The sequence below is a fragment of the Flavobacterium sp. YO12 genome (assembly GCF_004119495.1).
Classification (GTDB): Bacteria; Bacteroidota; Bacteroidia; order Flavobacteriales; family Flavobacteriaceae; genus Flavobacterium.
In genome coordinates, this window is sequence record NZ_NRQU01000015.1 from 1 (window position 1) to 25,593 (window position 25,593).

Consider the following 25,593-nt stretch of genomic DNA (forward strand, 5'->3'; position numbering starts at 1 on the left):
GGACAGAGCATAATTTTACACATTTTTCCTTATTTTTTTGTTTACACAGTCTGCTTTAATTTTTTATTAAATTTACTTAAGAAAAGGCTTTGATATATCAAAAATAACTTCTTATATTTGCACCCGCGTTCAAAGAATGCAATGACTCGATAGCTCAGTCGGTAGAGCACATCACTTTTAATGATGGGGTCCTGGGTTCGAGCCCCAGTCGGGTCACAAAAGGTCGAGTATTAATTTACTCGGCCTTTTTTATTTTAGGCCATGTGGAGAAACGGTAGACTCGCCATCTTGAGGGGGTGGTGCTCGCAAGGGCGTGAGGGTTCAAATCCCTCCATGGTCACTAAAAACAAGGAAAAGTATATTTTTATGTTTTTCCTTTTTTTATGCTTTGTATTTTTCCTCGTTAATCTTTTCCGTACGTACTAAGAGTAATTATAATTCGTTTTACAACTCAATGAAAGCATACTTTTCTTTTTTATTTCTTTTAGCACTTCCTTATTTCTGCAAAGCACAGATGGACACCACCTATATTAAACCTTTTGACAATAAACTTTCCCTGAGAACTTATTTATCTATGAAATTTATATCAATGGAACAAGAAGTAGATGGTGAGATTAAAAAATTTATGCCAAATAGTCCCATGAGTTTAGGCGCAGGAGTCTCTATAAACAACACAATAATCAATCTGAGTTTGGGTTACGGGTTAAACTTCATGAAAGATGACAAAAAAGGAAGAACGAAAGCACTAGACTTTCAAATTCATAACTATGGAAGAAAATTCATAATAGATCTCTTTGTCCAAAAGTATCATGGTTTTTACACTTCTGACAATGCAGATAAAAATATACAATTGTATCCTGATTTAAAAATTCAGCAATATGGAGCTTTCGGACAATATGTTTTTAATAACAAGAAGTTCTCTTACAAAGCCGCTTTCAATCAAAATGAAAAACAATTAAAATCAGCAGGAAGCTTTTTAGCAGGCGGAGGAATTTACTTCTCAAAGATAAACTCAGACAGTTCCTTTGTACACAAATCAAAAAATTCACTGCGTAATTTTCAATTTGGATTCAGCGGCGGTTACGCTTATACTTGGGCAATCAATAAAAGATGGTTCGCCAGCGGTTCAGCAACAACGGGAGTTAACTTTGGCACTGAAAGAATAAATGATTTTGGCAAACAAAAAATAGAAATCTACCCTACATTTTTCCCGCGAATTTCCGTTGGATACAACAAAGAGAAATGGTCACTTGGATTATCATACGTTAATAATTTTATCTTTTCTTCTTTCTCAGACAATAACAGCAGTAACATCGGCTTATCTTCAGGAAATTTTCAAATTGGATACATCTGGAGATTGGATTCGAATCCTTTCTTCAGCAAGAAAAAATTAGAATAAAGCAATCTTTTTTTTTACTTCTTAAGAAGATATTTTGCAACAGCATCATAAGCAGGCAGAGAATACGGATCGTTCGCTGCATTTCCCGCTACAGGATTTGAAGCAAAACGCACAATAACCATATCTGCTTTTGGATCAACGTAAATAACCTGTCCATGTACACCTCGAGCGCAAAACGCACCGTGATCATTATTTGTTATCCACCACATATTTCTATAACTCCAACCTTTCAAGAGCGAATACCCTGCCTTTTCAAATGCTTTTTTATCACCGCCTTTTTTAATATCATCAATAGCAGCTTTAGGAATAATTTGCTCCTGCCCTACTTTACCATCATTTAAAATCAACTGACCAAAGCGAGCCATATCTCGTAAACCAAGATTAAAACCACCACCCGCAAAAGGTGTTCCTATTGCATCTACCGAAAAATACCCGTCTTGTTCAGCCCCAATTTTTCTCCATATGCGCTCAGACAAAACCTCAGCAACAGATTTACCAGTCACTCGGGCTATAATCCAGCCCAAAACATCTGAATTAACCGTTTTATAACCAAAAGCATCTCCGTGAATACCATTTTTCTTCACTGTAGGCAAATATTCATAATAAGTTCTTGGTCCATCATAATCTTTAGGTTTTGGGAGTGGATTCCCTGCCGCAGAGAATTTCCAAATTTCAGCATTAGGATCTGCGTAGTCTTCACTAAACTGCAACGCCGTTGTCATATCCATAACCTGCCTGACCGTTGCATCTCCAAAAGCAAAATTTTTAAGCTCTGGAACATAATAAGAAACCATTTTTTCAGTATCTATCAAACCCTCTTTAGCTAATATAATCCCAAGAGTTCCTGTAAAAGATTTGGTAACTGACATTGCTGCATGCTGTCCGTCAATCGTCAAAGCACCAAAATACTTTTCATATACAATTTTTCCGTGATGCATAATAATCACTCCATCTGCATAAACCTTTTCCAGCGACTCTTCCCATGTCATCTGCTTTGTTTCTCCAAGAGGCACAAATTTTACTTTATCAATATCTCTGTTAAAATTTGTTGTTATAGGAATTGAAGCTCCTAATCCGCGAGAAACATTTACAGTCGGCATAAACTGACGCATATGCGCAACGCTCCACCTAAGAGCTGGAAACTGAAAAAAACTTCCATCATCAAATCGAGGAATACGGTCAGCCGGCGGCGGCGAACCAATCATCCACCCCATTCTTGCAGGATCACTTTGCAGTGCATCTAAATATTTTGTTTTTTCTTGAGCTGTTGAAATACCCATACAGAAAAACATCAAAACGAAAAACAATAACTGAGAACAAAAATGAACTGGTTTCATATTTTCTAATTTATTAGGAATGAGCACTAAAAGATTAAATATGGGGAGGTAATAAAATCTTAGTAATATTAATTATAGGAATTTACGCTAAGTTAAGAACTTAATTTAAAACACTTTACCATGTACACTATAATACTTCTGCCAAAAAAGAAAAATAATCATTATTTAATAAAAAGAACTTCTCTTACAAAACAAAACTTTCTTAAATTCGTTTCAAAATAATTAACCACTAATCCCAAATTAGTTTATGAAAAACCTATTAGTATTATTCTTTATTATGATTACCTGCTCATTATCGGCACAATCGGCAACCAGTTATTTTGACAAAGCCATGAAAAAAGCCGAAGCCGGTAACACAAAAGGTGCGATCGCTGACTACACTAAAGCAATCAGCATGAATTCGAAATTTACTGAAGCTTACCAAAACCGAGGCGTAGCAAAACTCAAACTTAATGACCTAAAAGGAGCCTTGGCCGATTTTAGCAAAACAATTGAACTTGACAGTATGAATGCAGATGCTTTTACAGGCAGAGCAAACGTAAACTATAAATTAATGAATTTTAAAGGCACAATCGAAGACTGCACCTCATCTCTCGGTTTAAACCCAAAAGATTATATTGCATACAATCTACGAGGATTGGCTTATAATAAAATTGACGACAAAAAAAATGCTTGTAAAGATTTTTCAAAAGCCATAGAACTTGGAAGTCAAAGTGCTATAAAAAATAAAGCTACATTTTGTAAATAAAAAACAAGCTTTGAAAAGCAAAAAAGCAATCTGTAAATATTTTTTTACAGATTGCTTTTTTGTTTAGACAAAAACAAGCGTAAAGCACTAATAATCTATGATTTTCATTATCAGCTAAGAGATTTTCTAAGATTTTCTTCTATTTTTGTTTATCTAATTGTAAAAAATGGTAAACAACATAAAAACTGTTTTCAGTATTAAAGATCTAGAGAATTTATCTGGAATAAAAGCGCATACGATTCGTATTTGGGAAAAGAGATATAATATTCTAGAACCAATGCGTACAGATACTAATATAAGATTTTACAATCTGCAGAATCTGCAAAAACTATTAAACATAACTTTACTGCATGAGTATGGTTATAAAATTTCTAAAATTGCAACTTATCCTGAGGAAAGGATACCAGAACTAGTTCGCGAAATTATATCGAAGAAAAATTCTCAAAACTATGCCATAACTTCTTTTAAAATGGCTATGATGAATTTTGATCAGGAATTATTCTTCAATACTTTCGATTGGCTTATTGCCGAAAAAACATTCAAAGAAGTTTTCAAAGAACATTTTCTTCCTTTACTGAAAGAACTAGGATTATTGTGGCAGTCAGAAACCATCACGCCGGCAAATGAACATTTTATGAGTCATTTGATCAAGCAAAAAATATTGATATACACAGAAAGTCTTCAAATTCGAAAACCAACAAAAACAGATAGAATCTTTGTGCTTTCACTGCCTTTAAATGAAGTGCACAATATAGGATTGCTCTATCTTCAATACGAAATTTTATCAAAAGGATATAAAACCATTTATCTTGGCGAAAGTATGCCGATAGAAAACCTGCAGGATTTAACGAAGCATTTTGAAAACATCACTTTTGTATCAATGATGACCATTCAGCCAGACCGCAGCGTTATCAATCAATATGTAAAGTCTATGGGACAAAAACTATTGCTGAAAAACAATGAAATATGGTTGATAGGCAATATGGTTGAATATATTGATAAAAAGGTTTTACCCGAAAGAATTCAAATTTTTGATTCGATGCAAGAAACAATCGAAAGAATTTAATTCTATTGTTTAACTTTTCTGTACATTTGTTAAACAAATGAAGAAAACAATAACAATCATAGGATCAGGATTTTCTTCCTTGGCTGCTTCATGTTACTTGGCTCAGCAGGGAAATCAAGTTACTGTATACGAAAAAAATCATTCTATAGGCGGGCGGGCACGACAGTTTAAAAAAGATGGTTTTACTTTCGATATGGGACCAAGCTGGTATTGGATGCCAGATGTTTTTGAACGTTTTTTTCAGGATTTTGATAAAAAACCATCGGATTATTATGAGCTCATAAAACTAAATCCTGCTTATCGAGTTTATTTTGGAGTTAACGATTTTATTACTATTTGCGATAATTTAGAAGAAATAAAAAACGCTTTTGAAAACACTGAAAAAGGCAGTTCAAAAAAACTAGAAACCTTTATTAATCAAGCTAAAAGCAATTATGACATTGCCATAAAAGATTTGGTTTATCGTCCGGGAGTTTCTCCTCTTGAGCTAATTACTGCCAAAACAGCTTTAAAACTTAATCAGTTTTTTGGTTCTATAAGTATTGACATTCGTAAAGAATTTAAAAACGAAAGGCTAATTCAAATCTTAGAATTTCCTGTTTTATTTCTTGGAGCAAAACCAGCTAAAACACCTTCTTTCTATAATTTTATGAATTATGCTGATTTTGGTCTTGGAACCTGGCATCCTAAAACAGGAATGTTTGATGTAGTTCGAAGCATTGAAAGTCTTGCCCTAGAACTTGGAGTAATAATTAAAACAAATGCTGCTGTTGAGAAAATAATCATTGAAAATAAAACGGCAGCAGGAATTGTGATTAACGGAGAATTTATAAAATCTGATGTTGTATTGAGCGGTGCCGATTATCAGCATACTGAAGCTTTGCTCGAAAAAGAGCATCGCGTTTATTCTGACACGTATTGGGACAACCGAATTTTCGCTCCTTCTTCACTCCTGTTTTTGTTGGTTTTAAATAAAAAAATAGAAAACATCTCACATCATGCTTTATTTTTTGATGTTGATTTCGATAAACATGCAAGTGCTATTTACGATACTCCAAATTGGCCTGAAGAACCTTTATTTTATGCCAATTTTCCATCTAAAACAGATCTAACAGCAGCTCCCGATGGAATGGAAAGCGGTTTTTTCTTAATTCCGCTTGCGCCCGGAATTGAAGATAGTGAAGCATTAAGAGAAGAATATTTCGAAAAAATAATAAGTCGTTTTGAAAATCTTACACAGCAAGAGATCAGAAATAACATTATATTTAAAAGATCATTTTGCAAAAATGATTTTGTTGCAGATTATAATGCATACAAAGGAAATGCTTACGGAATGGCTAATACTCTATTGCAAACAGCTTTCCTGCGTCCAAAACTGAAAAGTAAGAAAGTTAAAAATTTATATTTCACAGGACAATTAACCGTTCCTGGCCCAGGAGTTCCGCCTGCTTTAATATCAGGAAAACTAGCAGCTGAATTAATTCAAAAATCTTTTAGATCGTAAAAAAATGAAATCACTATTCGACGACGTTTCTTTCAAGTGCAGTAAACTGGTTACTAAAAACTACAGTTCTTCTTTTTCGATAGCTGTAAAAATGCTTTCACCAAGTATTCGCGATGCGATATACAGCATTTATGGCTTTGTTCGTTTTGCTGATGAAATTGTCGATTCTTTTCATGATTATGAAAAAGAAAGTCTTATCGACGATTTTGAAAAAGAATATTATAAAGCTGTTAATCTAGGAATAAGTCTTAACCCAATTCTAAACTCTTTTCAACATACTGTAAAGGAATATAATATTACTGACGATTTAGTTCAGGCATTCTTAAAAAGCATGAAACAAGATCTCACAAAATCGAGTTATAATACACAAACTGAATATGCCGACTATATTTTCGGCTCTGCCGATGTTGTTGGTTTAATGTGCTTAAAGGTTTTTACAAAAGGAAATAATACAAAATACGAACAGCTTAAAAATGAAGCAATGCGATTAGGATCAGCTTTTCAAAAGGTAAATTTCCTTAGAGATTTAAAAGATGATAATCTGATTTTAAACAGAACTTATTTTCCCGGCATCAATTTGAATAATTTTACTGAAGCTGCAAAAACACAAATTATCAACGAAATCGAAGACGATTTTAATATTGCTTATCAAGGAATTGTAAAATTGCCAATTGAAGCAAAATTTGGGGTTTACACTGCCTATGTTTATTACAAAAAACTGCTTACTAAATTAAAAAATACACCTTATCATGAAATTGGAAACTCAAGGATTCGTGTTTCTAATTATACAAAAGCAGGACTTTTGGCGCAGTCATTTGTAACGTATAAATTGAAATTAGTATAATTTCGTTCCGTTTGTCATTTCTCCCTTCGGTCTAAATGACAAGAATAAGTAAATGATAAAATCAAAACAATTATTATAACAAATTCAAAACACAAAAAATGGTTTCTTTTTTAATCTTTTTAGGCGTTTTTTTATTCATGGAATGCGTAACATGGCTTACTCATAAATATGTGATGCACGGTTTCATGTGGTATTTTCATGCAGATCATCATCAGCCCAAATACGAGCATCCTTTTGAACGCAATGACATTTTCTTTGTTCTATTTGCAATACCAAGTATTCTCTTATTCTATTTTGGTGTTCAGGGCGGTTTCAACTATTTGTTTTTCATTGCCTGTGGTGTAACACTTTACGGAGCCTGTTACTTTTTAATTCATGATGTTCTAATTCATCAGCGTTTTAAATGGTTTAAAAACACTAAAAACAAATACCTCATCGGATTACGAAAGGCGCATAAAATACACCATAAACACTTAACCAAAGAAAAAGGAGAATGTTTCGGAATGTTGTTTGTTCCGTTTAAATATTACAAAATGTAAACCCCTTTTTAAGCATCAAGATAGATTCTCACTACAATGACAAAACAAAAAGTTTCTTTTTTCTGGTTCAGACGTGATTTGCGTCTGGAAGACAATACAGGTTTGTTTCATGCTTTGCAATCAAACTTTCCTGTCGTTCCGTTATTTATTTTTGATGATGATATATTGGAAAATCTTCCTGCAAATGATGCCAGAGTAAGTTTTATTTACGATTCGCTTCAAAAGATAAATTCAGAATTGAATACTTTAGATTCTTCACTATTAGTCAAAAAAGGAAAAACTACTGAAGTTTGGAAATCACTTTTAGAAGAGTTTGACATTCAAAACCTTTTCTTTAATAAAGATTATGAGCCTTTTGCTATCAAACGTGACATTGCCATTTACTCTTTATTGAAGGAAAACAATATAGAATGTTTTTCATATAAAGATCACGTAATTTTTGAAGAGAAAGAAATTACAAAATCTGACGGGCTTCCTTATACCATTTACACTCCTTATAAAAACAAATGGCTCGAAAAATATCATTTTTCAGGAGCTGCGATTGAATATGATTCCAGTTCATTTCAATCTAATTTTGTAAAAAGTCAATTTACATTTCCAGAACTATCTGAAATTGGTTTTGACCGAAGTCCTATAAAAGTGCTTCCGCATAACTTAACTCAGATTGCCAATTATAAAGAAACTAGAGATTTTCCTGCTCTAGATAATACTTCTTACCTTTCGCCGCATTTACGATTTGGTACAGTGAGTATTCGGAAATTGGTAAATTGGGCAAATCGAAAGAATCAAACTTTTTTAAGCGAACTAATTTGGCGCGAATTCTTCATTCAAATTCTGTTTAGCTTTCCTAATTGTGTAAACAGCAATTTCAAATCAGCTTACGACGGAATTCAATGGCGCAATAACGAAGATGATTTTAAGCGCTGGTGTTCTGGAACAACTGGTTACCCGATGGTCGATGCAGGAATGCGTCAGCTCAACGAAACAGGATATATGCACAATCGCGTTCGAATGGTTGTGGCGAGTTTTTTATGCAAACATTTATTAATCAACTGGCAGTGGGGAGAGGCTTATTTTGCCGAAAAACTTCTAGATTTCGAATTAGCTTCAAATGTAGGAAACTGGCAATGGGCAGCAGGAACCGGCTGTGATGCCGCACCTTATTTTAGAGTATTCAATCCTGAAATTCAACAAAAGAAATTTGATGCTAAAGGTGAATACATTCGCAAATGGATTCCTGAATTTGATTTTGGTTATACTGAACCAATGATCGATCATGCCTTTGCTAGAGATCGAGCGATTGCAACTTATAAAGCTGGAATTTTGAAATAGTTTTTTATTTCAGGTTTCAAATTTCCTGAACGTTTACCCACAATCTTGCCAACCCAAGGAACGAAGGATCTTCGTAAACTGCTCCATGCTTTTTATAACCAATCTTTATGGAGTTTCTCATGGAGATCCTTCGTTCCTCGGGATGACAAACTTTGCGTTTATCCTTAATATTTCAAATAATTTTCAACAACAATCTTTGCTTTCAAATCAAACATTAAATTGTACAAACCAAAGAAAGTACGGTTCATATAAATAAAGTGCTTAGAACCTCTGTTTCCGTTCATTTTTTTGAGATTTGTATCGTTAGAGAAACGCTCTCCTAATTTTGCAATGCTGTCAAAAAACGTTTCATCAGAAAAATCGAAAGTTTCGTTTTGAAAAGGTCTTGTAAAAAGCGACAGTAAATCATGAAACATCTCAGTAAAATATTCAATTTCGGCTGGCGTATCATCTTTTCTAAGAATCTCTAATTCAAACAATTTTTGATTAAATAAATCTTTATCTGTGATTACATTTTTATTAATCAATTCAAAATACGGCGTATAAAAATCATCTGGAATTTGTTTCATACAACCAAAATCTAATGCAATTAGTTGATTTTGATCGTCAACTAAAAAGTTTCCAGGATGTGGATCTGCGTGTACTTTTCTTAAAACATGAATTTGGTACATATAAAAATCCCAAAGCGCCTGTCCAATTTCATCGCCAACTTTCTGATCTTTATTTTTCGCGGTAAATTCTGAAAGATGAATTCCCGTCATCCAATCCATCGTGATAATTTTCTCTGACGAGAACTCTGGATAGTAATTAGGGAAAATAATGTTTTCGATTTTACTGCAGGCTTCTACAACTTCTTGACTTTGTTTTAATTCTAACAAATAGTTTGTTTCTTCGATAAGCTTATCTTCAACTTCTTTAAAATACTTGTCTGAGTCTTTCCCCTGCAGATTAAACATTCTAATCGCAATAGGTTTAACCAAAGCCAGATCTGAAGAAATACTATTGGCTACTCCAGGATATTGAATTTTAACCGCCAGTTTTTTACCATTCTTTTTGGCTAAATGCACTTGACCAATACTTGCTGCATTTACAGAATTTGCATTGAATTCATCAAAAATTTCATAAGGTGTTTTGCCAAAATTACTTTTAAATGTTTTTAACACTAATGGTGCTGAAAGCGGCGGAACTGAGAATTGCGATAATGAAAATTTCTCGACATAAGCTTGAGGCAAAAAATTCTTGTCCATGCTTAACATTTGAGCCACTTTGAGCGCACTGCCTTTTAAGCTTTTTAATCCGTCATAAATATCTTCGGCATTATTCTCGTTCAGTTTATCTCGGGTTAAATCAGGATTAACCATTTTCTCGGCATAATGCTTAACATAGTTTACACCAATTTTTGCTCCAGTTTGAACCAATTTCCCGGCTCTTTCTATTTTCGAGGTTGGAATATAATCGATCGTTTTCATTGTTTGCTGTATATTTTTTCTTTGAATAGAAATTTTCCAAAATCGATCAAATGATTCATTGGTGCAACATTCATCAATTCAAATGATGCATTAACTGATTTTTCGATAAAAATATCTGTTTTCTCAAAAGCTGCAGATTCATCTTCCATCCAGAATTTTATGGTGAGCATTAATTGCAGCCAAGCTGATTCTTGAATTGCCTTTTCTTGAAATTTTTGCAGTTTTTCTTGTTCAAGTCTATAATCATCAGTTAAGATTTCTGAAACATAACTTCTAAAATTATCTCTAAGCAAAGTAAGCTGTACTAAATTTTTGAGCGGGTTTTTATCCATTTTAAGCACTTGCAGCACATAACTTCTATTTGCGGTTAAAATTTCGAAAAAGGTAAAATAGAAACTCAACATTTTATTCTTCATGTCGTACTCAAGGTAGTCTTCATTTTTATGCAGTAAATTGACTGTATTCTCAAAAAACAGTCGGAATATTTCCTTTTCTAAACCTTCTAACGTTCCAAAAAAAGAATAGAATTCAGCTTCTGTAAAATCATTTTCTTTGGTAAAATGATAAACTGATTTTGGTTTTGTTCCTTTTTCTAAAACTTCATTCATGTATTTTGAAACGATATCCTCTTTTGTGATAGTCTTTTTTTTAGTCGCCATTTCATTAAATTTAGAATTTGCCTTAAAGGTAAGCATTGTTTAAGTACCTTTACATGTCCCTAAACAGAATGCGCTGTTAAATATATTATAAACTATCATGGTTGAAAATGTTCTAATAACAGGTGGAAGCGGATTCATTGGCAGGCATTTGACAAATGCTCTAATTGAAGCTGGCTTTACTGTGTCTGTTTTAAGCCGTACCGACAAAGAAAACACTCCTGAGATCACTTACTATAAATGGAATTTAAACAGCAATTATATTGATAAAAATGCTGTTTTAAATGCGGACTACATTATTCATCTTGCCGGCGAAGGAATTGTTGAAAAAAGATGGACACGAAGAAGAAAAAGAAAACTTCTGGAAAGCAGGGTTAAACCAATTGATTTGATATTTTCTATTCTAGAAAAAAACGATAAAAAATTAAATGCTTTTGTTTCAGCTTCGGCAATTGGAATTTATGGTGCCGTTACGAGCCATAAAATTTGTACTGAAACGACTGAGCCTGCAAACGACTTTTTAGGTACTATTTGTCAGAAATGGGAAAATGCATCAAACAAAATGGAGGTTTTAGGCATTAGAACCGTAAAAATTAGAACTGGAATTGTCTTGGGCAGAGATGAAGGTTTTTTAAAAAAACTTGGACCTACTTTTAAATCTGGTTTTGGTGCGGTTATAGGAACTGGAAAACAATATTTACCCTGGATTCATATTGACGATTTATGTCAGATTTACTTAAAAGCTCTTCTAGACGAACATATGCACGGCCCGTACAATGCTGCTGTTACTGATAATACTACAAACTTGAGATTCTCTAAAATACTAGCTGCATTATACGGATATGCAATATGGCTTCCTAAAATTCCATCGTTTATTCTTAAAATAAGTTTAGGAAAAATGAGCGAAGCTATTTTAAAAGGGCAAAGGGTGTCATCTGAAAAAATACAAAAAACTGGATTTGAATTTCAATTTACTGATTTAGAAAAAGCGCTTATCAGCACTACAAATTAAACATTATTTCATTATTCCGCTTAAATCTGTCTGAACTGTTTTTGAAATTTTATTAGCCACAACATAAGGAATTTCTATATTAAAGTCAGAAATTGATATTGGAAAAGCAGAAACAATTTGAATACCTTCCGGAACTCTTTTCAACAACGCTTTTACCGTAATCATTTTCCATTTCCCGTGAATATATAATTTCCCCTTGACATCATACTCTCTTGAGGTTTCATCAATTTGTGCGATGTCAAATTTTTGTATTTTGCCTTTAAAATAAGCTTTAGGATAACGATGACTTTCGATATAATTGTCGTTAAAATGTTCTTCCATTAAATCCATTTTAAAACGAAAATCTTTTATTATTACAGTACAAATTAAAGTACTTGTTTGAGGTTCAAGAACAATAGTTCCGAGCTTATTTACCGCTTTTACCTCTTCGAAGAAAGGAACTGAAGCTTCAAAATTTATAATCGCCGAAGTGGTTTTAAATTTTTCCTGAGCTGTTATCGAAAATGCGGTAAAAAGTAAAAATAATAATGTAGTTCTTTTCATAATCGTCAGCAGTTAAACAATTATGTCATTTCATTTTTTAAAATAGAGAAAAACAAACTTACAGTAAGTTAAAAAAAGGAATGGCAGTACTCCGTGAAAAAATCGCAACTAACTTTCTATTTTAAAGTTACGAAATTTTCCGTCGTATAGTTCTGGAACTAATGCTAAATATTTGTGAATATTTTTTCTTTTTAAAATGTAGTAATCACTTAAGAACAGCTTCTCATTTACATTTCGACTGGTGTACAAATTTCAAGTAAAAAACCATCTAAATCTCGCACATAGGCGACAACTTGCCCCCAAGGTTTTTCCTTTGGACTTGTTTCTAAAACGGCTCCAAAAGAAATTGCTTTCTCAACCAATTCGGCAACATTATCTGTTATGAAACCAAGTTCAAAAGCAAAAGGTTTATTATTTAAATCGCTTTCGATAAAACCTTCTTTTAAATTTTGAACTGCAAGTTTTTTTGAAGCAAATGAGATCGTAGTCTCTCCCGTAAGCAATTCTCCGTAATCATTTTCTGAACTTACAAATTTTCTCGAAAAACCAAATGCGTTTTCATAAAACGTAATTGCTTTTTCTACATTCTCTACATACAAAATTGTGTAACCAAACTTTACCATTTTCTCTTATTTTTAACCTTAATAAAAAAACTAACTAATTTCTAAAAGTACATTATACTTTTCTAAGCTGGCCAAATCTTCGATAGAACTTACCGTAGTGACTTTTTCATGTTCTTCGATCTCTTTTTTCACTTCGATATGTTTAATTGCTTTTCTAAAACGTCGAACTTCTTCTAAATTAGACAAAATAAGCCCTGGAACCTGAACACTTTTCCCGTCTTTATCTTTGGCTACCATGGTAAAATACGAAGAGTTGCAATGTTTTACAACACCTGTTTGAATATGTTCTGCTTCAACGCGAATACCAACAACCATTGAACTTCGCCCGACATAATTTACAGAGGCTTTCATGGTAACAAGTTCACCAACCTCAATTGGTTTTAAAAAATTTACGGTATCAACAGAAGCTGTAACGCAATAATTACCGCAGAACTTTGATGCGGCTGCAAAAGCAATTTGATCTAATAATTGCAATATATATCCTCCATGAATCTTACCGCTAAAGTTGGTATGTGATGGAAGCATCAATTCTGAAATACTAATTTTTGATGAAGAAACGGGTTTAAAATCTGCAGTCATATTTTTATGTTTGTGGTATTATTGGTTCGTTTTAATTTAGTAACTCACTTTCATCCGTATTTGAAGCTCTGGCTACAATATTATCTGGAAGTGATTTTTTTGCTTTAGCGCCCATTTTTTTTAGTCTTTCAACACTCGAAATCAAGTTTCCTTTGCCGTCGACTAGTTTATTCATGGCGCTTTCATATTCCGTTTTCGTATCTTTAATTTTATTCCCTATTCGGACTAAATCAGTTACAAAACCTTCAAATTTATCATACAGCGCTCCTGCCTGCCTAGCGATTTCAAACGCATTTTCCTGTTGTTTTTGATTTGTCCACATACTGTCAATAGTGCGCAATGTGGCTAACAATGTTGTTGGCGTAACAATTACAATATTTTTGTCAAAAGCTTTATTGTATAATGTTGAATCTTCGTTTAAGGCAATTGCAAAAGCAGGTTCTATCGGAATAAAAAGCAATACAAAATCGGGACTTTCTATTTGATACAGTTCATGATAATTTTTATTACCAAGCTGTTCAACGTGTCTTTTTATCGAATTTAAATGCTCTTTTAAATATTCGTTTTTAAGAATGTCTGATTCTTCATTAATATACTTTTCATAAGCTGATAAAGACACTTTAGAATCGACAATCATTTTTTTACCATCGGGCAGATTTATTACAACATCAGGAAAAACACGATTACCTTCGCTGATAACAAAACTTTGCTGTACTTCGTACTCACGGCCCTTTTCTAAACCTGATTTTTCCAGCACACGTTCTAAAACCAATTCGCCCCAATTTCCCTGCATTTTACTATCGCCTTTTAAAGCTTTGGTAAGATTTAGGGTTTCTTTGCTCATTTGAACATTCATTTCACTTAGGCCAATAATCTGCTGGCGAAGTGCTGCATGATAGTCGATACTTTCTTTATGGGTTTGTTCTACCTTTTTCTCAAATCCTTGAATCTTATCTTGCAGAGGCAGCAAGATATTTTTCATATTCACATTGTTCTGTTCTGTGAATTTAACCGATTTTTCTTCGAGAATCTTATTGGCTAAGTTCTCGAACTCCTTTGTAAACTTATCCTGAAGCTCCGTTATTTCGTTTTTTTGCTCTTTATGACGTTCCCATAAATTCTCAAAATCGACTTCTTTTTTAGAAAGCTGAATCGCAAGACTGTCTTTTTCAGTTCGAATACTTTCTTTTTCCTGATTACTTAATTGAAGTTGTTTTTGAAAAGTAAGTTTTTCATTTTCCTGCTGTTCTTTTTGTGCTTGCAGCTGATTTGTACTTGCATGAAGCCTTTCTTCTAAACCCACTTTTTCTGACTGAAATTTAGCCGAAGACAGCACTTTACCTAAGTATATACCTAGAAATAAAGCAATAACAAAAGCCAATAAATACGGAAGAAAATCGAACATGTCTAAGTTTTTTTTAAGTAAAAGTACGCAATAATACGTAGTAGTACGGTTTATAAAGTAAAATTTCACGAATTAGTATTCATTCGCAAATAAAAAAACAATTTGAAATTAATTTCTATTTCTTATGCAAAAAAAATATAAAAAAGACGCAACCATTTTCAAACACGTTCATCTATGAGAATATAACCTATATTAAAATTTATCATGAAAAAAATAATGTTGAGCTTATTTGTAGCTTTTGGATTGAGTGCTTGCTCATTAGGAAATGAAGATATAACAGTAGATTGCGGGCCTGTTCAAGAACTTCCTTTTACAGGATTTCCTCTTTTATGTTCTTATAGTGTAAAAACCCTGCCTAACAACCCTACTGCACTTGTTTTAAATTCTCAAGAGAAATTAGAAGCTTACTTTGAAAAACGCGAAAACACATGTCCAGTTGCCAATGATCCTAATATTGATTTTACAAAAGATTTTTTGGTAGGAATTTTTGCGGGAGCAAAACCTACAAGTGGTTATGACATAAAAATAACAACTATTGTAGAAAACAAATGCCAGATTATTATTAATTTTTATGAAAAAGGTCCTTTAGCTGGTGAAACTATTGCACAGACTCCAACTTATCCATCAGATTTTATATTGATTCCAAAAACAACAAAAACAATTTTGTTTAACAGAACAAACGAAAGCTCTGATAATATTGTTATGGGAGATTTTGGTCTTTCAAGTCCTCATACTTTCTTTCAATTAAACGATTTTAACATTTTGAAATTCTTAAATGTTGAGGATGGAAAATATGATTTTGAGCAATACAAATACACTGCAAAAACGAAAAAAAGCGAATATACTGAATTCTTAAAGAATGTTCCTGCAGAAATTCTTGCACTTAAAGGCGGAACAAAAACTTACGGAACTCCAGATCCAGCTGGTAAAGGCGGTGTTTACTTTGAGTTAACTCAAGGAACTGTTACCACGAAAGTTTACATTGACAACAATGATACTCCAGATCAAAACACTGAAATAATATTGTTTAAAAAAGCTATTCAACAAAAGATCATCAGTTTAAACTAAATTTAGTGATATGAAAAAACATTTTCTATTTTTTGCTGTATTGTGTATTTTCTCTTCGGCTTATTCGCTAGAATCGATGGTCGTAAACACAGGTTCTATAGTAAATACCTGGATTTGGGAAAAGTCAATTGGAGGAGCAGATAATCCTTATACAGCGACACCTAAAACCATTGGGTTTGCAAAAAAAATAGTTTTCACTTCAAATGGCAGAGTGATTACTTATAAGAACAATGTAGAGATTAGAAACAGTACATATCAAATAGAAAAAGGGATTGGCTATTTTGACTCGGAAGAGCACGATCTTATTACTTTTGAAGGCAGAACATATATCATAGAAAAGCTTGACAATCAAAACCTAACAATTGTAAGTAATAACAAAGATGCTTCCCGATCTATCTTTAAAAGATAGTTTTATAAGCTTTTAAAAACTATTTTTGCAAAACCAAACAATACCACTTTTTTTGAAAGACGATTTAGAAAAATATATTAAGAAATGTATTAAAAATGACAGAGAGGCACAACTGAAAATTTATCAGTTGTTCTCTCCTGTTTTATATGGTATATGTCTTAAATATATGAAAAATGAAGATGACGCCAAAGATGTTTTTCAGGAAGCATTTGTCATTGTTTTTCAAAAAATGAACCAATATAAATTTGAAGGAAGTTTCGAAGGCTGGCTGAAACGGATTTTTATCAATAAGCTGATCGAGACTTTAAACAAAAAGAAAAAAGAGAGTTTCTTTCTAGATGTTTTTGATCCTGACACTGATTTTGTCGAAGAAGAGGATTTAGACATTCAACCAATAGAACAAGAGAAACTGCTGGAATATATTAGAGATTTACCAGATCAATACCGAACGGTTTTTAATCTCTATGTCTTTGAGAAACTAAAACATAGAGAAATTGGCGAATTGCTAAATATTTCTGAAGGTACATCAAAATCAAATTTAAACCGGGCAAAGCACATTTTGCAAAAAAGAATACTGAGCATAAAAAATTTTAAAATAGCATGAAAAAGCAGGATATAGAAGATATTTTTTCATCAATGGAAGACTTTTCTAGTGTTCCGCCTCCTGAATTGTGGGGACAAATTGAAGAAAAACTTGACAAACCTAAAAAGAAGAAAAAAGTAATTCTTTGGTGGTCGGCGGCAGCATGCTTATTATTAGGCTTATTGCTCCCTTCTGTTTTGAATTTTACTTCTAACTCTGGAATCAAAACTATCAATAATGATGCTTTAGATAATAACAAAGTTGTACTTGAGTCAAAAGGTAATAAAAACACTAACGACAAAGAAAACAAATCAATAAACAATCAAATTTCATCATCAGAAAACGAACATAATCAATCAAACCAAAATCAGAAAATTGTAAATCCAGCTGTAAATTCACAATCTAAATACGGTAAAAATGAGGCAGCACCAAAAACAAATGCCTCAAAAAATACATTAAACAATGTCGCGATTCAGGAAAATTATGTTCCTGCAAAAGCAAACGGCTTTAACGCATCTTCAAAAAATCAAATCTCGAATATTGAAAAAAGAAAAGCAGATAGAGTTCTGGCTGAAAAAACCTTTACTTCAGGTAAAAAAAATCAATTCAATACTGGTCTAAACAACGCTATTGCAAGTTCTATTTTTGAAGAAAAGACAACTTCAAAAACGCAAAACAAAACAGTTCTTAGTCTTTCTAACAATGCTGTAAACGCTTCTGAATACAAGCAAAAAACAGATAAAGCAATTCAAGAAAACAGATCGATTGCAAGCAGTCCAATTGAAAATTCGAAAAACAATTTGAATACTACAAACGGCTTGACTAAAAAAGATTCTCTACAACTTAGAGAGCTTCAAAATTTAGAAAAAGGTATTGCCGCAACTGAAACTAAAAAAGAAAAAGAGGACAAAATACTCTCAAAACAAGATAAATGGGCGCTGCAGCTTTTTGCAGGTGTGGGCAGCTCTGAAAACTATAAAAACAATAAAACTTTAGGAAACGTAAACGACTCTAAACAAAGTAATTCGTACGGAGTAAAAACGCAATATAAAATCAATAAAAAATGGGCAGTCGCTTCTGGAGTTAAAATTAATGAGCTTGGTCAGAGTGTTGCAAATGTTTCTTATTTAAGCGCTAAAAACAATGCGTTTTTTAGCGCAAGCGACTATTTTGCTCAAAATGCGTCAGCTCCACATATTGCAAGTGACGCAAATTATGTGCTAGTTTCTAACAGTACAAAAGAGGCTATGAAAAGTGAGAATATACAAACTGGAAATTTAGATCAAAATCTGCGCTATGTCGAAATGCCGCTAGAAGTTTCTTATTCTATTTTTAGTAAAAACAAAGCGAGCATTAATTTAAATACTGGTGGATTTGTTGGTAAATTGATCTCAAACAGTGTTTCTATTGATGGAAGTTCTATGGGCGAAAACGTAAATGCAAACGATTATGTATATGGTTCTACTTTGAGCAGTACAATTCAATATCGTGTTTACAAAAAAACAAATGTATTTGTTGAACCCGCTGTGAATTATTATGTAAATCCATTAAACAGTCAGTCTTTCAATCAGTTTCAATGGGGCTTGAATTTCGGACTTAATGTTTCTTTTTAATTGCTTTACTTTGTTGTAATTTCGCGCAAAAAAGAAATTAATGTCTTTAAATAAAAAACTCGAAGATTCTGTTTTTCTCTCTAAAAATTTAAGTATTGCCAAAGAATTAGTTTATGATATCTGCGGCTTTACCTGTTCTGAACTTCAGCCAGAAACCGAGAGCCAAGATTATGAAGCTTTCGATTTTAAAATCGATAATCGGCCTGTTAAATTTAGATCCGCCAAAATTACCCCGACCAAAACTGGTCAGTTTGTAACCTTATGGAAGCGCAATAAATCAGGCGTAATTGAACCTTTTGATTATTCTGATTCTATTGATTTTGTCATAGTAAGCGTTCAAAAAGAAAATCTTTTAGGACAATTTGTTTTCCCTAAAGATGTTCTGCTTAAAAAAGGAATATTTACTACTGAAACTAAAGAAGGGATAAGAGCCACGAGAGTTTACCCGCCTTGGGATGAAACTACCAGCAAACAAGCCCAAAAAACACAGCAATGGCAATTGAATTATTTCTATGAAATAAGCCCAAATACTGATTTAAATACTTTTAAAAAGCTTTTTACATTATAAGACGCAATCTGGTTTCCAAGTTCTTAAAGTCTTTTTTTTATAACTTTAGACAATCTGCAATAAAATGCTGTTTCTAAACTATTAATTTAAAAGAAACTAAATGAACTTTTTCAAAATCAAAACCAGCTGGTCAAATGCTGAATTCATTATCTTGAAACTTTGCATTGCCTCGGCTTACATTTTAATAGGCACTTATTTTCATGATTTTTTCAGCAATTACTACACTCCTTTAATTCTCTTATTTGGCATTACAGTAATTTGGTCTGTTTATTTATGGCTGAGTAAAATGAAAAACAGAAACAAGGAGTAAGGATAAACTCGAATTACTTGTAAAAACAAAACTATCTTTGCAAAAAAATAAAACATGCATCGACACTTCATTCTTTTTAAACCTTATGGTTATTTAAGTCAATTTATCTATGAATTGAAAAGAAAGAAAAAACTTTTAGGCGAATTGCATGATTTTCCAGAAGGAACTATGGCAATTGGAAGACTTGATGAAGATTCTGAAGGTTTATTGCTGCTAACAACAGACGGAAAAGTAAGCGAGCAGATAAGGAGTAAAAAAGTCGATAAAGAATATTATGTTCAGGTAGATGGCATTATTACCCCTGAAGCAATTGAACAATTACAGAAAGGTGTAGAAATAGGTTTTGATGGCGGAAAATACAAAACAAAACCCTGCTCTGCTTTTATTGTAACTGAAATTCCTGATTTTGGACCTCGAGCAAAAAAAATCCGAGATGAACGCCACGGACCAACTTCTTGGGCATCAATTACCGTGAATGAAGGAAAATTTCGTCAGGTTAGAAAAATGACTGCTGCCGTTGGATTTCCTACTTTACGCTTAGTTCGCGTTAGAATAGGAAATGTATATTTGCAAAACCTAAAAGCTGGAGAAGTTCTTGAGGTTTCTGATTTTAAATTAGATAATTAAGGTAATTTGAAAATTAGATAATTCTCAAATTAACGATTAACCGAATAAACAAATAAACGATAATGCTAAACGTAGTTCTTGTAGAACCAGAAATACCAAATAATACTGGAAATATTGGAAGATTGTGTGTAGGAACCGAAAGTAGACTGCACTTAATTCATCCTTTCGGATTTGTAATAAACGATAAAAATCTAAAACGTTCTGGTTTGGATTATTGGGTTCATCTTGACGTAACTGAATACCAAAATATAGAAGAATGGATCAAGCAGATTCCAGATCAATCACGTGTTTTTTTGATGAGCTCTCATGCTGAAAAATCGTATTTAGAAACAGATTTTCAAGATGGGGATTGGCTGGTTTTTGGCAAAGAAAGCGTTGGATTAAGCAAAGAAGTTTTAGCTCGTTTCGAAAACCATTTAACAATTCCAATGTCAAAACTAATTCGCAGCTTTAACATTGCAAATTCTGTTGCTTTTGTGGTTGGTGAAGCTAAAAGACAGATTGGGTTAAAAGTTTAAATTAATTAAATATTTTCATCATAAGCTCCAGAGGAGCGTAATATTTATAGTCTAAAATTAAACCATCATGTAAGCTCCAGAGGAGCTATATATTTTGACCCTATTGGGCTAGTTTTACTAAATGTGATTTAACATTTCTATAAATATAACGTCGCGCTGGGACTTGAATTTCGCACAGCAAAGCTTCTAAAAATATCTCTAAGTAATCACAAACTTTCCTTTTTCGGCATCAAAAACAATATGTTCATCTTTGAACAAAGTGGCAAAATTTCCGTTTGAAATCAAATTACATGGTTCATCCTGAACAACACTTTCTGGAGTCATAATAATCATTTCGTCACTTAATTGAATTGCTAAATCAATATCGTGAGTAGAGAATAAAATGCATTTTTGCGTTTCTTGAGTTAGTTTTTTAAGCAATTTAAATAAAGAAACTTTGTGCAATAAATCAAGATGCGTTGTAGGTTCATCTAAAATAATCAGCGCTGTATCCTGCGCTAAAGCTCTGGCGATTAAAACCTTTTGCAATTGACCATCGCTTATTTCAAAATGTTTTTTTTGAGCCAAATGCTCGATTTGTGTCAGCACCATTGCTTCTTGAACCTTTTCAATATCAGTTTCAGTTAAAGAATCAACCCAATTGGTATACGGTTGTCGGCCTAATGCAACCAATTCAAAAACAGTAAGATTACTTGGCGGCAGTTTTTCGGTTAAAACCAAACTTAGATTTTGAGCCAAGTCTAACGGTTTATAGGTATTGATATTTTTATCATTCAAAAACACTGTTCCCAACAAAGGCTGCTGAATTCCTGTAATAGTTCGCAGCAAAGTCGATTTCCCAATTCCGTTTGCACCAATCAACGAAATAAGTTTCCCAGAAGTTAAATTCAAATTCAAATTTTCGGCAATAGTCACAGTTGCTTTCTTGGCTTTATATCCAATACTTAAATTTGAAGTTTTTAAAATACTTGTCATTATTGTGCATTTTTTAAACACATAGAAACATAGGTTTCTTTGTCTAATCAAAAAGGCGTTTAAAATTTACTCGTAAATTAAACATAGCCACACTCTAATATTTAGGCAGTGATCTAAAATATTCATTTACAAAAGTTCTTTGGCCTTCTTTAAAAATATTAAAACAATTAAAATTAATTAAAATTCCCTTTGGTGCTTTTAAAAGCTTCATGTAAGTTAAAAGTTGTGCTTGATGTATTGAATTTATTTCAGAAACAGTTTTCAATTCTACTACCAAGCAATTTTCAACAAATAAATCACATCTAAAATCTGTAATTAACTCTTTCCCTTTATATAATATTGGAACTTTCATCTCTGTGAAAAAATTTAATTTTCTTTGTGAAAGTTCTTCTTTTAGACATTGATGATAGACATTTTCAAGCAATCCTTTTCCAATAATTTTATGGACTTCAATTGAAGCTCCTAAAACTTCATAAGTTAATTCATCTAAATATTTTTGCGTAATCATTATTTTTTAATTGAAATAAAAACTATGTTTCTATGTGTTTAAAAAACTAATATACGGATTAAAAATGTAAGTTTTTACTGAAAATTTCTTTTTCGCATTAACAACCAAATTACGACCGGCGCACCAATAATTGATGTAATTGCATTAATTGGTAATGTTACCTCTAATCCTGGCATCTGCGATGCCATATCGCAAAACAACATAATTATACCTCCAAAAAAAAACGTACTCCAATATAAAACAGTATGATTACTAGTTTGAAATGTCAGTTTTGCAATATGCGGAACAGCCAAACCTATAAAGGCAATAGGTCCTGCAAAAGCGGTAACACTTCCTGCCAAAATACTTGTTGCAAGAATAATTATTAATCGTGCTCTCTTATAATTTAAACCCATACTTTTAGCATAATTCTCTCCTAAAAGCAATGCATTTAAAGGCTTGATGCTTCCTGCACTTAAAAGCAATCCAAAACCAATACAAACCGCCAGAATAATAATCGATGTCCAAGAAAGATTTCCGAGACTTCCTAAAGACCAAAAGGTAAACTTCTGCAATTGTTCAGCTGAACTAAAATAAGTTAAAACCCCAACAATGGCACTTGTAAAACTGGCAAACATAAGTCCAACAATTAAAATTGCCATTGTATTTCGCAATCTTTGTGCAACCAGTAAAACTAAAAGCAAAACTGAAACACTTCCTAAAGTAGATGCCAGTACAATTCCATACGGAGACAACAAAACTGAGCTTAAAAAAGACGGTAATATTGCTGCACCTAAAATTACAATTGCTACTGCCAAAATTGCTCCAGAACTCAGTCCTAATACATCTGGTCCTGCCAGCGGATTTCTAAACAAGGTCTGCATCAGCAAACCACTTATAGACAACCCAACTCCAACCAAAATAGCTGTAATTGCTTTTGGCAGACGGTAATTAATAATAATATATTCCCAGGTTGATTTACTTGCCTGCCCTCCAGTTAAACTGCTGCAGACTTCTTTGAACGGAATTGTAACAGATCCTAAACTAATGTCTAGGAAAAACATAAACAAAAGTGCTAAACCAAGTATGGAAAACAGAGTTATATTTCGTGTTTTATTTATCAATTGACCTTAGTTTAATTTAGATGCAAAAGTAAACTCATAACTTGGCAATAAATCAGGATGAAAAATTTTGATATAATCTTTTAAGACTAAATCTGGACGGCTCGGAGCCAATTCATAATAAACCGTTCCACCTGTTGCTCCAAATTTACCTTCGAATGAATACACATTTTTATTTTTAAAAGCGTCAAACTGACTGTAATGCGGATTTGTTTTTGCTATTTCATCTAAGCTTTTAAAAGATCCTGAAGCGATCCAAAAATCAGCTGTTTTAGCTTTTACTAATATCTTTTCAAAAGACAAACCTTCGCTTCCGGTTCCTTTTAAATCTGACCATAAATAATTGGCATGAGCATCTTTCATAAATTGGGCAACCCAGCTGTTTCCTTTGGCCACATACCAAACATCTTCGTACATCGAACCGTACAAAACTGTTGCAGATGCAGGTTTATCTGCTACCAATTTTTTAGCTTGATTATAGCTCTCTACAATTTTATCAAACAATTCTTTGGCTTTTTCTTCTTTACCAAACAAAGCTCCGTACAACTTAATCCATTCTGCTTTTCCAAGTGGAGATTGTTCCATCCAATCTGCTTGAATAAAAACATTTAAGCCGCTTTTCTTTAAATTATCCAACATCGGATTATTGTTATCTACTCCAAACGTTACGATCAAATTTGGTGCTAATTCGATTAACTTTTCAATATTTAATTTTTCATTTTGACCTACATTTTTTACTGAACCTTTATCGATTAAAGCTCGTGTTTTTTCTGACGAAACATAATCTGTGTGTGGAAAACCAACCAGTTTATTTTCAACCTCAAGCATCTCTAAAAATGGTACATTAGTAGTTGACGTAACCACAATGGACTCTAAAGGCACTTTTATAGTTGTATAAGTTGCCAAACTATCCGGAACCTTTGCATCTTTTTCTTTTAAAATGTATTTGAAATTTTTATTAGCATCAGGCCACGGTTCCATAACCGTAACAACTGAATATCCATCATATTTAATGATCGAAAGCCCTGAAGCAAACTCAATACTATTTTTTGCACTTTCAGATTTTGCAACCTCAACTGTTTCAGACTTCTTACATCCTGTAAGGATAAAAAAAGAGAAAATAAAAATTAACTTAGGGAATAAATATTTCATGTTTTACGTTTTGGATAGGAACAAAGGTAAACCATTTTCTATTTTTTTTGTTTATTTTTATTCCTACAAAATTCAACAAACTGTATCTTTACACTATGAATACCACAAAAACAAAAGTTTGCTCGAGCTGTGAAACTCAATTCAGCTGTGGAGATATTTCGGTTGAAAACAAGTGCTGGTGCAATGATTTCCCCCCTATTTTCAATCTTTCTGAAGGAGGAGATTGTCTATGCCCAGTTTGTTTTAAAGAAGCATGCGAAGATAAAATCGACGCTTATATTGAAACATTGACTCCTGAAAGAGCACTTAAAAATAAAGCTGCAACCCTGCCTAAAACAGAAAACCTAATTGAAGGTATCGATTATTATATCGAAGATGGAAATTATGTTTTCAAACCTTGGTTTCATCTCAAAAGAGGAAGCTGTTGCGGAAACGACTGCAGACACTGCCCCTATTAAAAGTTTTGAATTATGAATTGCTAAATAACTTACAACCATAACTCACAACTCATAACTCCTAACTAACAAAAAATGATTTACTTGATAACCGGCGGCGAACGCTCAGGAAAAAGCGGATATGCCCAATCTCTGGCTTTACAACTTACAAACAATCCTATTTATGTGGCTACAGCCCGAAAATGGGATTCAGATTTTCAAAATCGGATAGACCGCCATCAAAAGGATCGTGACGAACGATGGACTAATCTTGAAGAAGAAAAATACTTAAGTAAAATTGATTTTTCGGGTAAAGTTGCTCTAATTGACTGCGTAACACTTTGGCTGACCAATTTTTTTGTAGATCATAAAAATGATGTCGATTTAAGTTTAGAAGAAGCTAAAAAAGAATTTCTTTCGTTAGCCGAACAAAAAAACACATCGCTTATTATTGTAACTAACGAGATCGGAATGGGCGTTCATGCTTCTACCGAAATTGGACGAAAATTTACGGAACTGCAAGGCTGGATGAATCAATTTTTGGCATCTAAAGCTGATGAAGTTATTTTAATGGTTTCTGGAATCCCTGTCAAAATCAAAGGATAAAATTCTAATGCTTAAAAAGGAATTCCAAAATTAAAATTCCAAATTCCAACACTATACCCTACCTTT

29 protein-coding genes and 2 tRNA genes are annotated in these 25,593 nt (G+C 32.9%); 20 read left to right on the plus strand and 11 right to left on the minus strand.

The window, feature by feature from the left end; all coding sequences use genetic code 11:
• Positions 1-143: 143 nt before the first annotated feature.
• The 3 genes from BOW55_RS06750 (at position 144) to BOW55_RS06760 (ending at position 1,399) form a co-directional block, all read left to right on the plus strand.
• Positions 144-216, plus strand: a tRNA-Lys gene (locus BOW55_RS06750).
• A gap of 41 nt (positions 217-257) precedes the next feature.
• Positions 258-340: transfer RNA gene (locus BOW55_RS06755), tRNA-Leu, on the plus strand.
• Positions 341-514: 174 nt separating this feature from the next.
• Complete coding sequence (locus BOW55_RS06760) at positions 515-1,399, plus strand: DUF4421 family protein (RefSeq protein WP_256371692.1); 885 nt, start codon at positions 515-517, stop codon at positions 1,397-1,399.
• 14 nt (positions 1,400-1,413) lie between these two features.
• Here BOW55_RS06760 and BOW55_RS06765 read toward each other — a convergent pair whose 3' ends face one another.
• Complete coding sequence (locus BOW55_RS06765; protein ID WP_129023516.1) at positions 1,414-2,736, minus strand: serine hydrolase; 1,323 nt, start codon at positions 2,734-2,736, stop codon at positions 1,414-1,416.
• A gap of 247 nt (positions 2,737-2,983) precedes the next feature.
• On the opposite strand from BOW55_RS06765, the gene BOW55_RS06770 reads away from it, so the two are divergent.
• The 6 genes from BOW55_RS06770 to BOW55_RS06795 all read left to right on the plus strand — a co-directional run bounded on the left by BOW55_RS06770 (position 2,984) and on the right by BOW55_RS06795 (position 8,769).
• On the plus strand, positions 2,984-3,484 hold the full coding sequence (locus tag BOW55_RS06770; RefSeq protein WP_241686501.1) for a hypothetical protein: 501 nt from the start codon (positions 2,984-2,986) through the stop codon (positions 3,482-3,484).
• Positions 3,485-3,650: 166 nt separating this feature from the next.
• Entirely contained in the window at positions 3,651-4,550 is a 900-nt protein-coding gene (locus BOW55_RS06775) for a MerR family transcriptional regulator (protein WP_129023517.1), read from the plus strand.
• Positions 4,551-4,587: 37 nt separating this feature from the next.
• Positions 4,588-6,054: an NAD(P)/FAD-dependent oxidoreductase gene (locus BOW55_RS06780; RefSeq protein ID WP_129023518.1), complete on the plus strand. Its 1,467-nt coding sequence runs from the start codon at positions 4,588-4,590 to the stop codon at positions 6,052-6,054.
• A 4-nt stretch (positions 6,055-6,058) separates the two neighbouring features.
• Positions 6,059-6,898: a phytoene/squalene synthase family protein gene (locus BOW55_RS06785; protein ID WP_129023519.1), complete on the plus strand. Its 840-nt coding sequence runs from the start codon at positions 6,059-6,061 to the stop codon at positions 6,896-6,898.
• A 98-nt stretch (positions 6,899-6,996) separates the two neighbouring features.
• The gene (locus BOW55_RS06790; RefSeq protein ID WP_129023520.1) at positions 6,997-7,437 is read left to right on the plus strand and encodes a sterol desaturase family protein; all 441 of its coding nucleotides are present in this window, start codon (positions 6,997-6,999) and stop codon (positions 7,435-7,437) included.
• Between the two features lie 36 nt (positions 7,438-7,473).
• On the plus strand, positions 7,474-8,769 hold the full coding sequence (locus tag BOW55_RS06795) for a deoxyribodipyrimidine photo-lyase (protein WP_129023521.1): 1,296 nt from the start codon (positions 7,474-7,476) through the stop codon (positions 8,767-8,769).
• 164 nt (positions 8,770-8,933) lie between these two features.
• Here the strand turns inward: BOW55_RS06795 and BOW55_RS06800 are convergent, their stop codons facing one another.
• The gene (locus BOW55_RS06800) at positions 8,934-10,238 is read right to left on the minus strand and encodes an AarF/ABC1/UbiB kinase family protein (RefSeq protein WP_129023522.1); all 1,305 of its coding nucleotides are present in this window, start codon (positions 10,236-10,238) and stop codon (positions 8,934-8,936) included.
• Positions 10,235-10,897 (minus strand): TetR family transcriptional regulator C-terminal domain-containing protein, encoded by a 663-nt coding sequence (locus BOW55_RS06805; protein ID WP_129023523.1) that lies wholly within the window; start codon positions 10,895-10,897, stop codon positions 10,235-10,237. Before BOW55_RS06805 ends, BOW55_RS06800 begins: the two co-directional genes overlap by 4 nt.
• 97 nt (positions 10,898-10,994) lie before the next feature.
• On the opposite strand from BOW55_RS06805, the gene BOW55_RS06810 reads away from it, so the two are divergent.
• Positions 10,995-11,906, plus strand: a complete 912-nt coding sequence (locus BOW55_RS06810; RefSeq protein ID WP_129023524.1) for a TIGR01777 family oxidoreductase — start codon at positions 10,995-10,997, stop codon at positions 11,904-11,906.
• Between the two features lie 3 nt (positions 11,907-11,909).
• On the opposite strand, the gene BOW55_RS06815 is transcribed toward BOW55_RS06810, so the two are convergent.
• From BOW55_RS06815 to rmuC, 4 genes are all read right to left on the minus strand, one after another.
• Positions 11,910-12,449 (minus strand): YceI family protein, encoded by a 540-nt coding sequence (locus BOW55_RS06815; RefSeq protein ID WP_129023525.1) that lies wholly within the window; start codon positions 12,447-12,449, stop codon positions 11,910-11,912.
• 227 nt (positions 12,450-12,676) lie between these two features.
• Positions 12,677-13,072, minus strand: a complete 396-nt coding sequence (locus BOW55_RS06820; RefSeq protein ID WP_129023526.1) for a VOC family protein — start codon at positions 13,070-13,072, stop codon at positions 12,677-12,679.
• Positions 13,073-13,102: 30 nt separating this feature from the next.
• Positions 13,103-13,651 carry an acyl-CoA thioesterase gene (locus BOW55_RS06825; protein WP_089054192.1) on the minus strand — a complete coding sequence of 183 codons (549 nt, stop codon included), beginning with the start codon at positions 13,649-13,651 and terminating at the stop codon, positions 13,103-13,105.
• Positions 13,652-13,682: 31 nt separating this feature from the next.
• Positions 13,683-15,056, minus strand: coding sequence for a DNA recombination protein RmuC (rmuC, locus tag BOW55_RS06830; protein WP_129023527.1), 1,374 nt, complete (start codon positions 15,054-15,056; stop codon positions 13,683-13,685).
• Between the two features lie 204 nt (positions 15,057-15,260).
• On the opposite strand from rmuC, the gene BOW55_RS06835 reads away from it, so the two are divergent.
• From BOW55_RS06835 to BOW55_RS06870, 8 genes are all read left to right on the plus strand, one after another.
• Positions 15,261-16,124: a protease complex subunit PrcB family protein gene (locus BOW55_RS06835; protein WP_129023528.1), complete on the plus strand. Its 864-nt coding sequence runs from the start codon at positions 15,261-15,263 to the stop codon at positions 16,122-16,124.
• A 10-nt stretch (positions 16,125-16,134) separates the two neighbouring features.
• Positions 16,135-16,533, plus strand: a complete 399-nt coding sequence (locus BOW55_RS06840; protein ID WP_129023529.1) for a hypothetical protein — start codon at positions 16,135-16,137, stop codon at positions 16,531-16,533.
• A gap of 127 nt (positions 16,534-16,660) precedes the next feature.
• Positions 16,661-17,137, plus strand: a complete 477-nt coding sequence (locus BOW55_RS06845; RefSeq protein WP_256371693.1) for an RNA polymerase sigma factor — start codon at positions 16,661-16,663, stop codon at positions 17,135-17,137.
• Positions 17,134-18,729, plus strand: a complete 1,596-nt coding sequence (locus BOW55_RS06850; protein ID WP_129023531.1) for a hypothetical protein — start codon at positions 17,134-17,136, stop codon at positions 18,727-18,729. Before BOW55_RS06845 ends, BOW55_RS06850 begins: the two co-directional genes overlap by 4 nt.
• 40 nt (positions 18,730-18,769) lie before the next feature.
• Positions 18,770-19,297 carry a MepB family protein gene (locus tag BOW55_RS06855; protein WP_129023532.1) on the plus strand — a complete coding sequence of 176 codons (528 nt, stop codon included), beginning with the start codon at positions 18,770-18,772 and terminating at the stop codon, positions 19,295-19,297.
• 100 nt (positions 19,298-19,397) lie between these two features.
• Positions 19,398-19,607 (plus strand): hypothetical protein, encoded by a 210-nt coding sequence (locus BOW55_RS06860; protein WP_129023533.1) that lies wholly within the window; start codon positions 19,398-19,400, stop codon positions 19,605-19,607.
• Between the two features lie 54 nt (positions 19,608-19,661).
• Positions 19,662-20,234 carry a pseudouridine synthase gene (locus BOW55_RS06865; protein WP_129023534.1) on the plus strand — a complete coding sequence of 191 codons (573 nt, stop codon included), beginning with the start codon at positions 19,662-19,664 and terminating at the stop codon, positions 20,232-20,234.
• Positions 20,235-20,296: 62 nt separating this feature from the next.
• Complete coding sequence (locus tag BOW55_RS06870; protein WP_129023535.1) at positions 20,297-20,752, plus strand: tRNA (cytidine(34)-2'-O)-methyltransferase; 456 nt, start codon at positions 20,297-20,299, stop codon at positions 20,750-20,752.
• A 198-nt stretch (positions 20,753-20,950) separates the two neighbouring features.
• Here BOW55_RS06870 and BOW55_RS06875 read toward each other — a convergent pair whose 3' ends face one another.
• The 4 genes from BOW55_RS06875 to BOW55_RS06890 form a co-directional block, all read right to left on the minus strand.
• On the minus strand, positions 20,951-21,727 hold the full coding sequence (locus tag BOW55_RS06875; protein ID WP_129023536.1) for an ABC transporter ATP-binding protein: 777 nt from the start codon (positions 21,725-21,727) through the stop codon (positions 20,951-20,953).
• A gap of 94 nt (positions 21,728-21,821) precedes the next feature.
• A complete protein-coding gene (locus BOW55_RS06880) occupies positions 21,822-22,235 on the minus strand; it encodes a GxxExxY protein (RefSeq protein WP_206733593.1) in 414 nt (137 codons plus the stop codon).
• A gap of 74 nt (positions 22,236-22,309) precedes the next feature.
• A complete protein-coding gene (locus tag BOW55_RS06885) occupies positions 22,310-23,278 on the minus strand; it encodes an iron ABC transporter permease (RefSeq protein WP_129023538.1) in 969 nt (322 codons plus the stop codon).
• Positions 23,279-23,344: 66 nt separating this feature from the next.
• The gene (locus tag BOW55_RS06890; RefSeq protein WP_129023539.1) at positions 23,345-24,487 is read right to left on the minus strand and encodes an ABC transporter substrate-binding protein; all 1,143 of its coding nucleotides are present in this window, start codon (positions 24,485-24,487) and stop codon (positions 23,345-23,347) included.
• Between the two features lie 95 nt (positions 24,488-24,582).
• Here BOW55_RS06890 and BOW55_RS06895 point away from each other — a divergent pair, with 95 nt between their 5' ends.
• Both BOW55_RS06895 and cobU read left to right on the plus strand, forming a co-directional pair.
• Complete coding sequence (locus BOW55_RS06895) at positions 24,583-24,945, plus strand: DUF5522 domain-containing protein (RefSeq protein WP_129023540.1); 363 nt, start codon at positions 24,583-24,585, stop codon at positions 24,943-24,945.
• Positions 24,946-25,017: 72 nt separating this feature from the next.
• Positions 25,018-25,527 carry a bifunctional adenosylcobinamide kinase/adenosylcobinamide-phosphate guanylyltransferase gene (gene cobU / locus BOW55_RS06900; protein ID WP_129023541.1) on the plus strand — a complete coding sequence of 170 codons (510 nt, stop codon included), beginning with the start codon at positions 25,018-25,020 and terminating at the stop codon, positions 25,525-25,527.
• The last annotated feature ends 66 nt before the right edge of the window (positions 25,528-25,593 follow it).

Coding starts and splice junctions, on each gene's coding strand:
- BOW55_RS06760 (WP_256371692.1), top strand. CDS start 515: ATGGACACCACCTATATTAAACCTTTTGACAATAAACTTTCCCTGAGA.
- BOW55_RS06870 (WP_129023535.1), top strand. CDS start 20,297: ATGCTAAACGTAGTTCTTGTAGAACCAGAAATACCAAATAATACTGGA.
- BOW55_RS06865 (WP_129023534.1), top strand. CDS start 19,662: ATGCATCGACACTTCATTCTTTTTAAACCTTATGGTTATTTAAGTCAA.
- BOW55_RS06875 (WP_129023536.1), bottom strand. CDS start 21,727: ATGACAAGTATTTTAAAAACTTCAAATTTAAGTATTGGATATAAAGCC.
- BOW55_RS06785 (WP_129023519.1), top strand. CDS start 6,059: ATGAAATCACTATTCGACGACGTTTCTTTCAAGTGCAGTAAACTGGTT.
- BOW55_RS06855 (WP_129023532.1), top strand. CDS start 18,770: ATGTCTTTAAATAAAAAACTCGAAGATTCTGTTTTTCTCTCTAAAAAT.
- BOW55_RS06775 (WP_129023517.1), top strand. CDS start 3,651: ATGGTAAACAACATAAAAACTGTTTTCAGTATTAAAGATCTAGAGAAT.
- BOW55_RS06895 (WP_129023540.1), top strand. CDS start 24,583: ATGAATACCACAAAAACAAAAGTTTGCTCGAGCTGTGAAACTCAATTC.
- BOW55_RS06810 (WP_129023524.1), top strand. CDS start 10,995: ATGGTTGAAAATGTTCTAATAACAGGTGGAAGCGGATTCATTGGCAGG.
- BOW55_RS06885 (WP_129023538.1), bottom strand. CDS start 23,278: ATGTTTTTCCTAGACATTAGTTTAGGATCTGTTACAATTCCGTTCAAA.
- BOW55_RS06805 (WP_129023523.1), bottom strand. CDS start 10,897: ATGGCGACTAAAAAAAAGACTATCACAAAAGAGGATATCGTTTCAAAA.
- BOW55_RS06815 (WP_129023525.1), bottom strand. CDS start 12,449: ATGAAAAGAACTACATTATTATTTTTACTTTTTACCGCATTTTCGATA.
- BOW55_RS06850 (WP_129023531.1), top strand. CDS start 17,134: ATGAAAAAGCAGGATATAGAAGATATTTTTTCATCAATGGAAGACTTT.
- BOW55_RS06880 (WP_206733593.1), bottom strand. CDS start 22,235: ATGATTACGCAAAAATATTTAGATGAATTAACTTATGAAGTTTTAGGA.
- BOW55_RS06820 (WP_129023526.1), bottom strand. CDS start 13,072: ATGGTAAAGTTTGGTTACACAATTTTGTATGTAGAGAATGTAGAAAAA.
- BOW55_RS06770 (WP_241686501.1), top strand. CDS start 2,984: ATGAAAAACCTATTAGTATTATTCTTTATTATGATTACCTGCTCATTA.
- BOW55_RS06780 (WP_129023518.1), top strand. CDS start 4,588: ATGAAGAAAACAATAACAATCATAGGATCAGGATTTTCTTCCTTGGCT.
- BOW55_RS06765 (WP_129023516.1), bottom strand. CDS start 2,736: ATGAAACCAGTTCATTTTTGTTCTCAGTTATTGTTTTTCGTTTTGATG.
- BOW55_RS06825 (WP_089054192.1), bottom strand. CDS start 13,651: ATGACTGCAGATTTTAAACCCGTTTCTTCATCAAAAATTAGTATTTCA.
- BOW55_RS06790 (WP_129023520.1), top strand. CDS start 6,997: ATGGTTTCTTTTTTAATCTTTTTAGGCGTTTTTTTATTCATGGAATGC.
- cobU (WP_129023541.1), top strand. CDS start 25,018: ATGATTTACTTGATAACCGGCGGCGAACGCTCAGGAAAAAGCGGATAT.
- rmuC (WP_129023527.1), bottom strand. CDS start 15,056: ATGTTCGATTTTCTTCCGTATTTATTGGCTTTTGTTATTGCTTTATTT.
- BOW55_RS06835 (WP_129023528.1), top strand. CDS start 15,261: ATGAAAAAAATAATGTTGAGCTTATTTGTAGCTTTTGGATTGAGTGCT.
- BOW55_RS06800 (WP_129023522.1), bottom strand. CDS start 10,238: ATGAAAACGATCGATTATATTCCAACCTCGAAAATAGAAAGAGCCGGG.
- BOW55_RS06840 (WP_129023529.1), top strand. CDS start 16,135: ATGAAAAAACATTTTCTATTTTTTGCTGTATTGTGTATTTTCTCTTCG.
- BOW55_RS06890 (WP_129023539.1), bottom strand. CDS start 24,487: ATGAAATATTTATTCCCTAAGTTAATTTTTATTTTCTCTTTTTTTATC.
- BOW55_RS06860 (WP_129023533.1), top strand. CDS start 19,398: ATGAACTTTTTCAAAATCAAAACCAGCTGGTCAAATGCTGAATTCATT.
- BOW55_RS06795 (WP_129023521.1), top strand. CDS start 7,474: ATGACAAAACAAAAAGTTTCTTTTTTCTGGTTCAGACGTGATTTGCGT.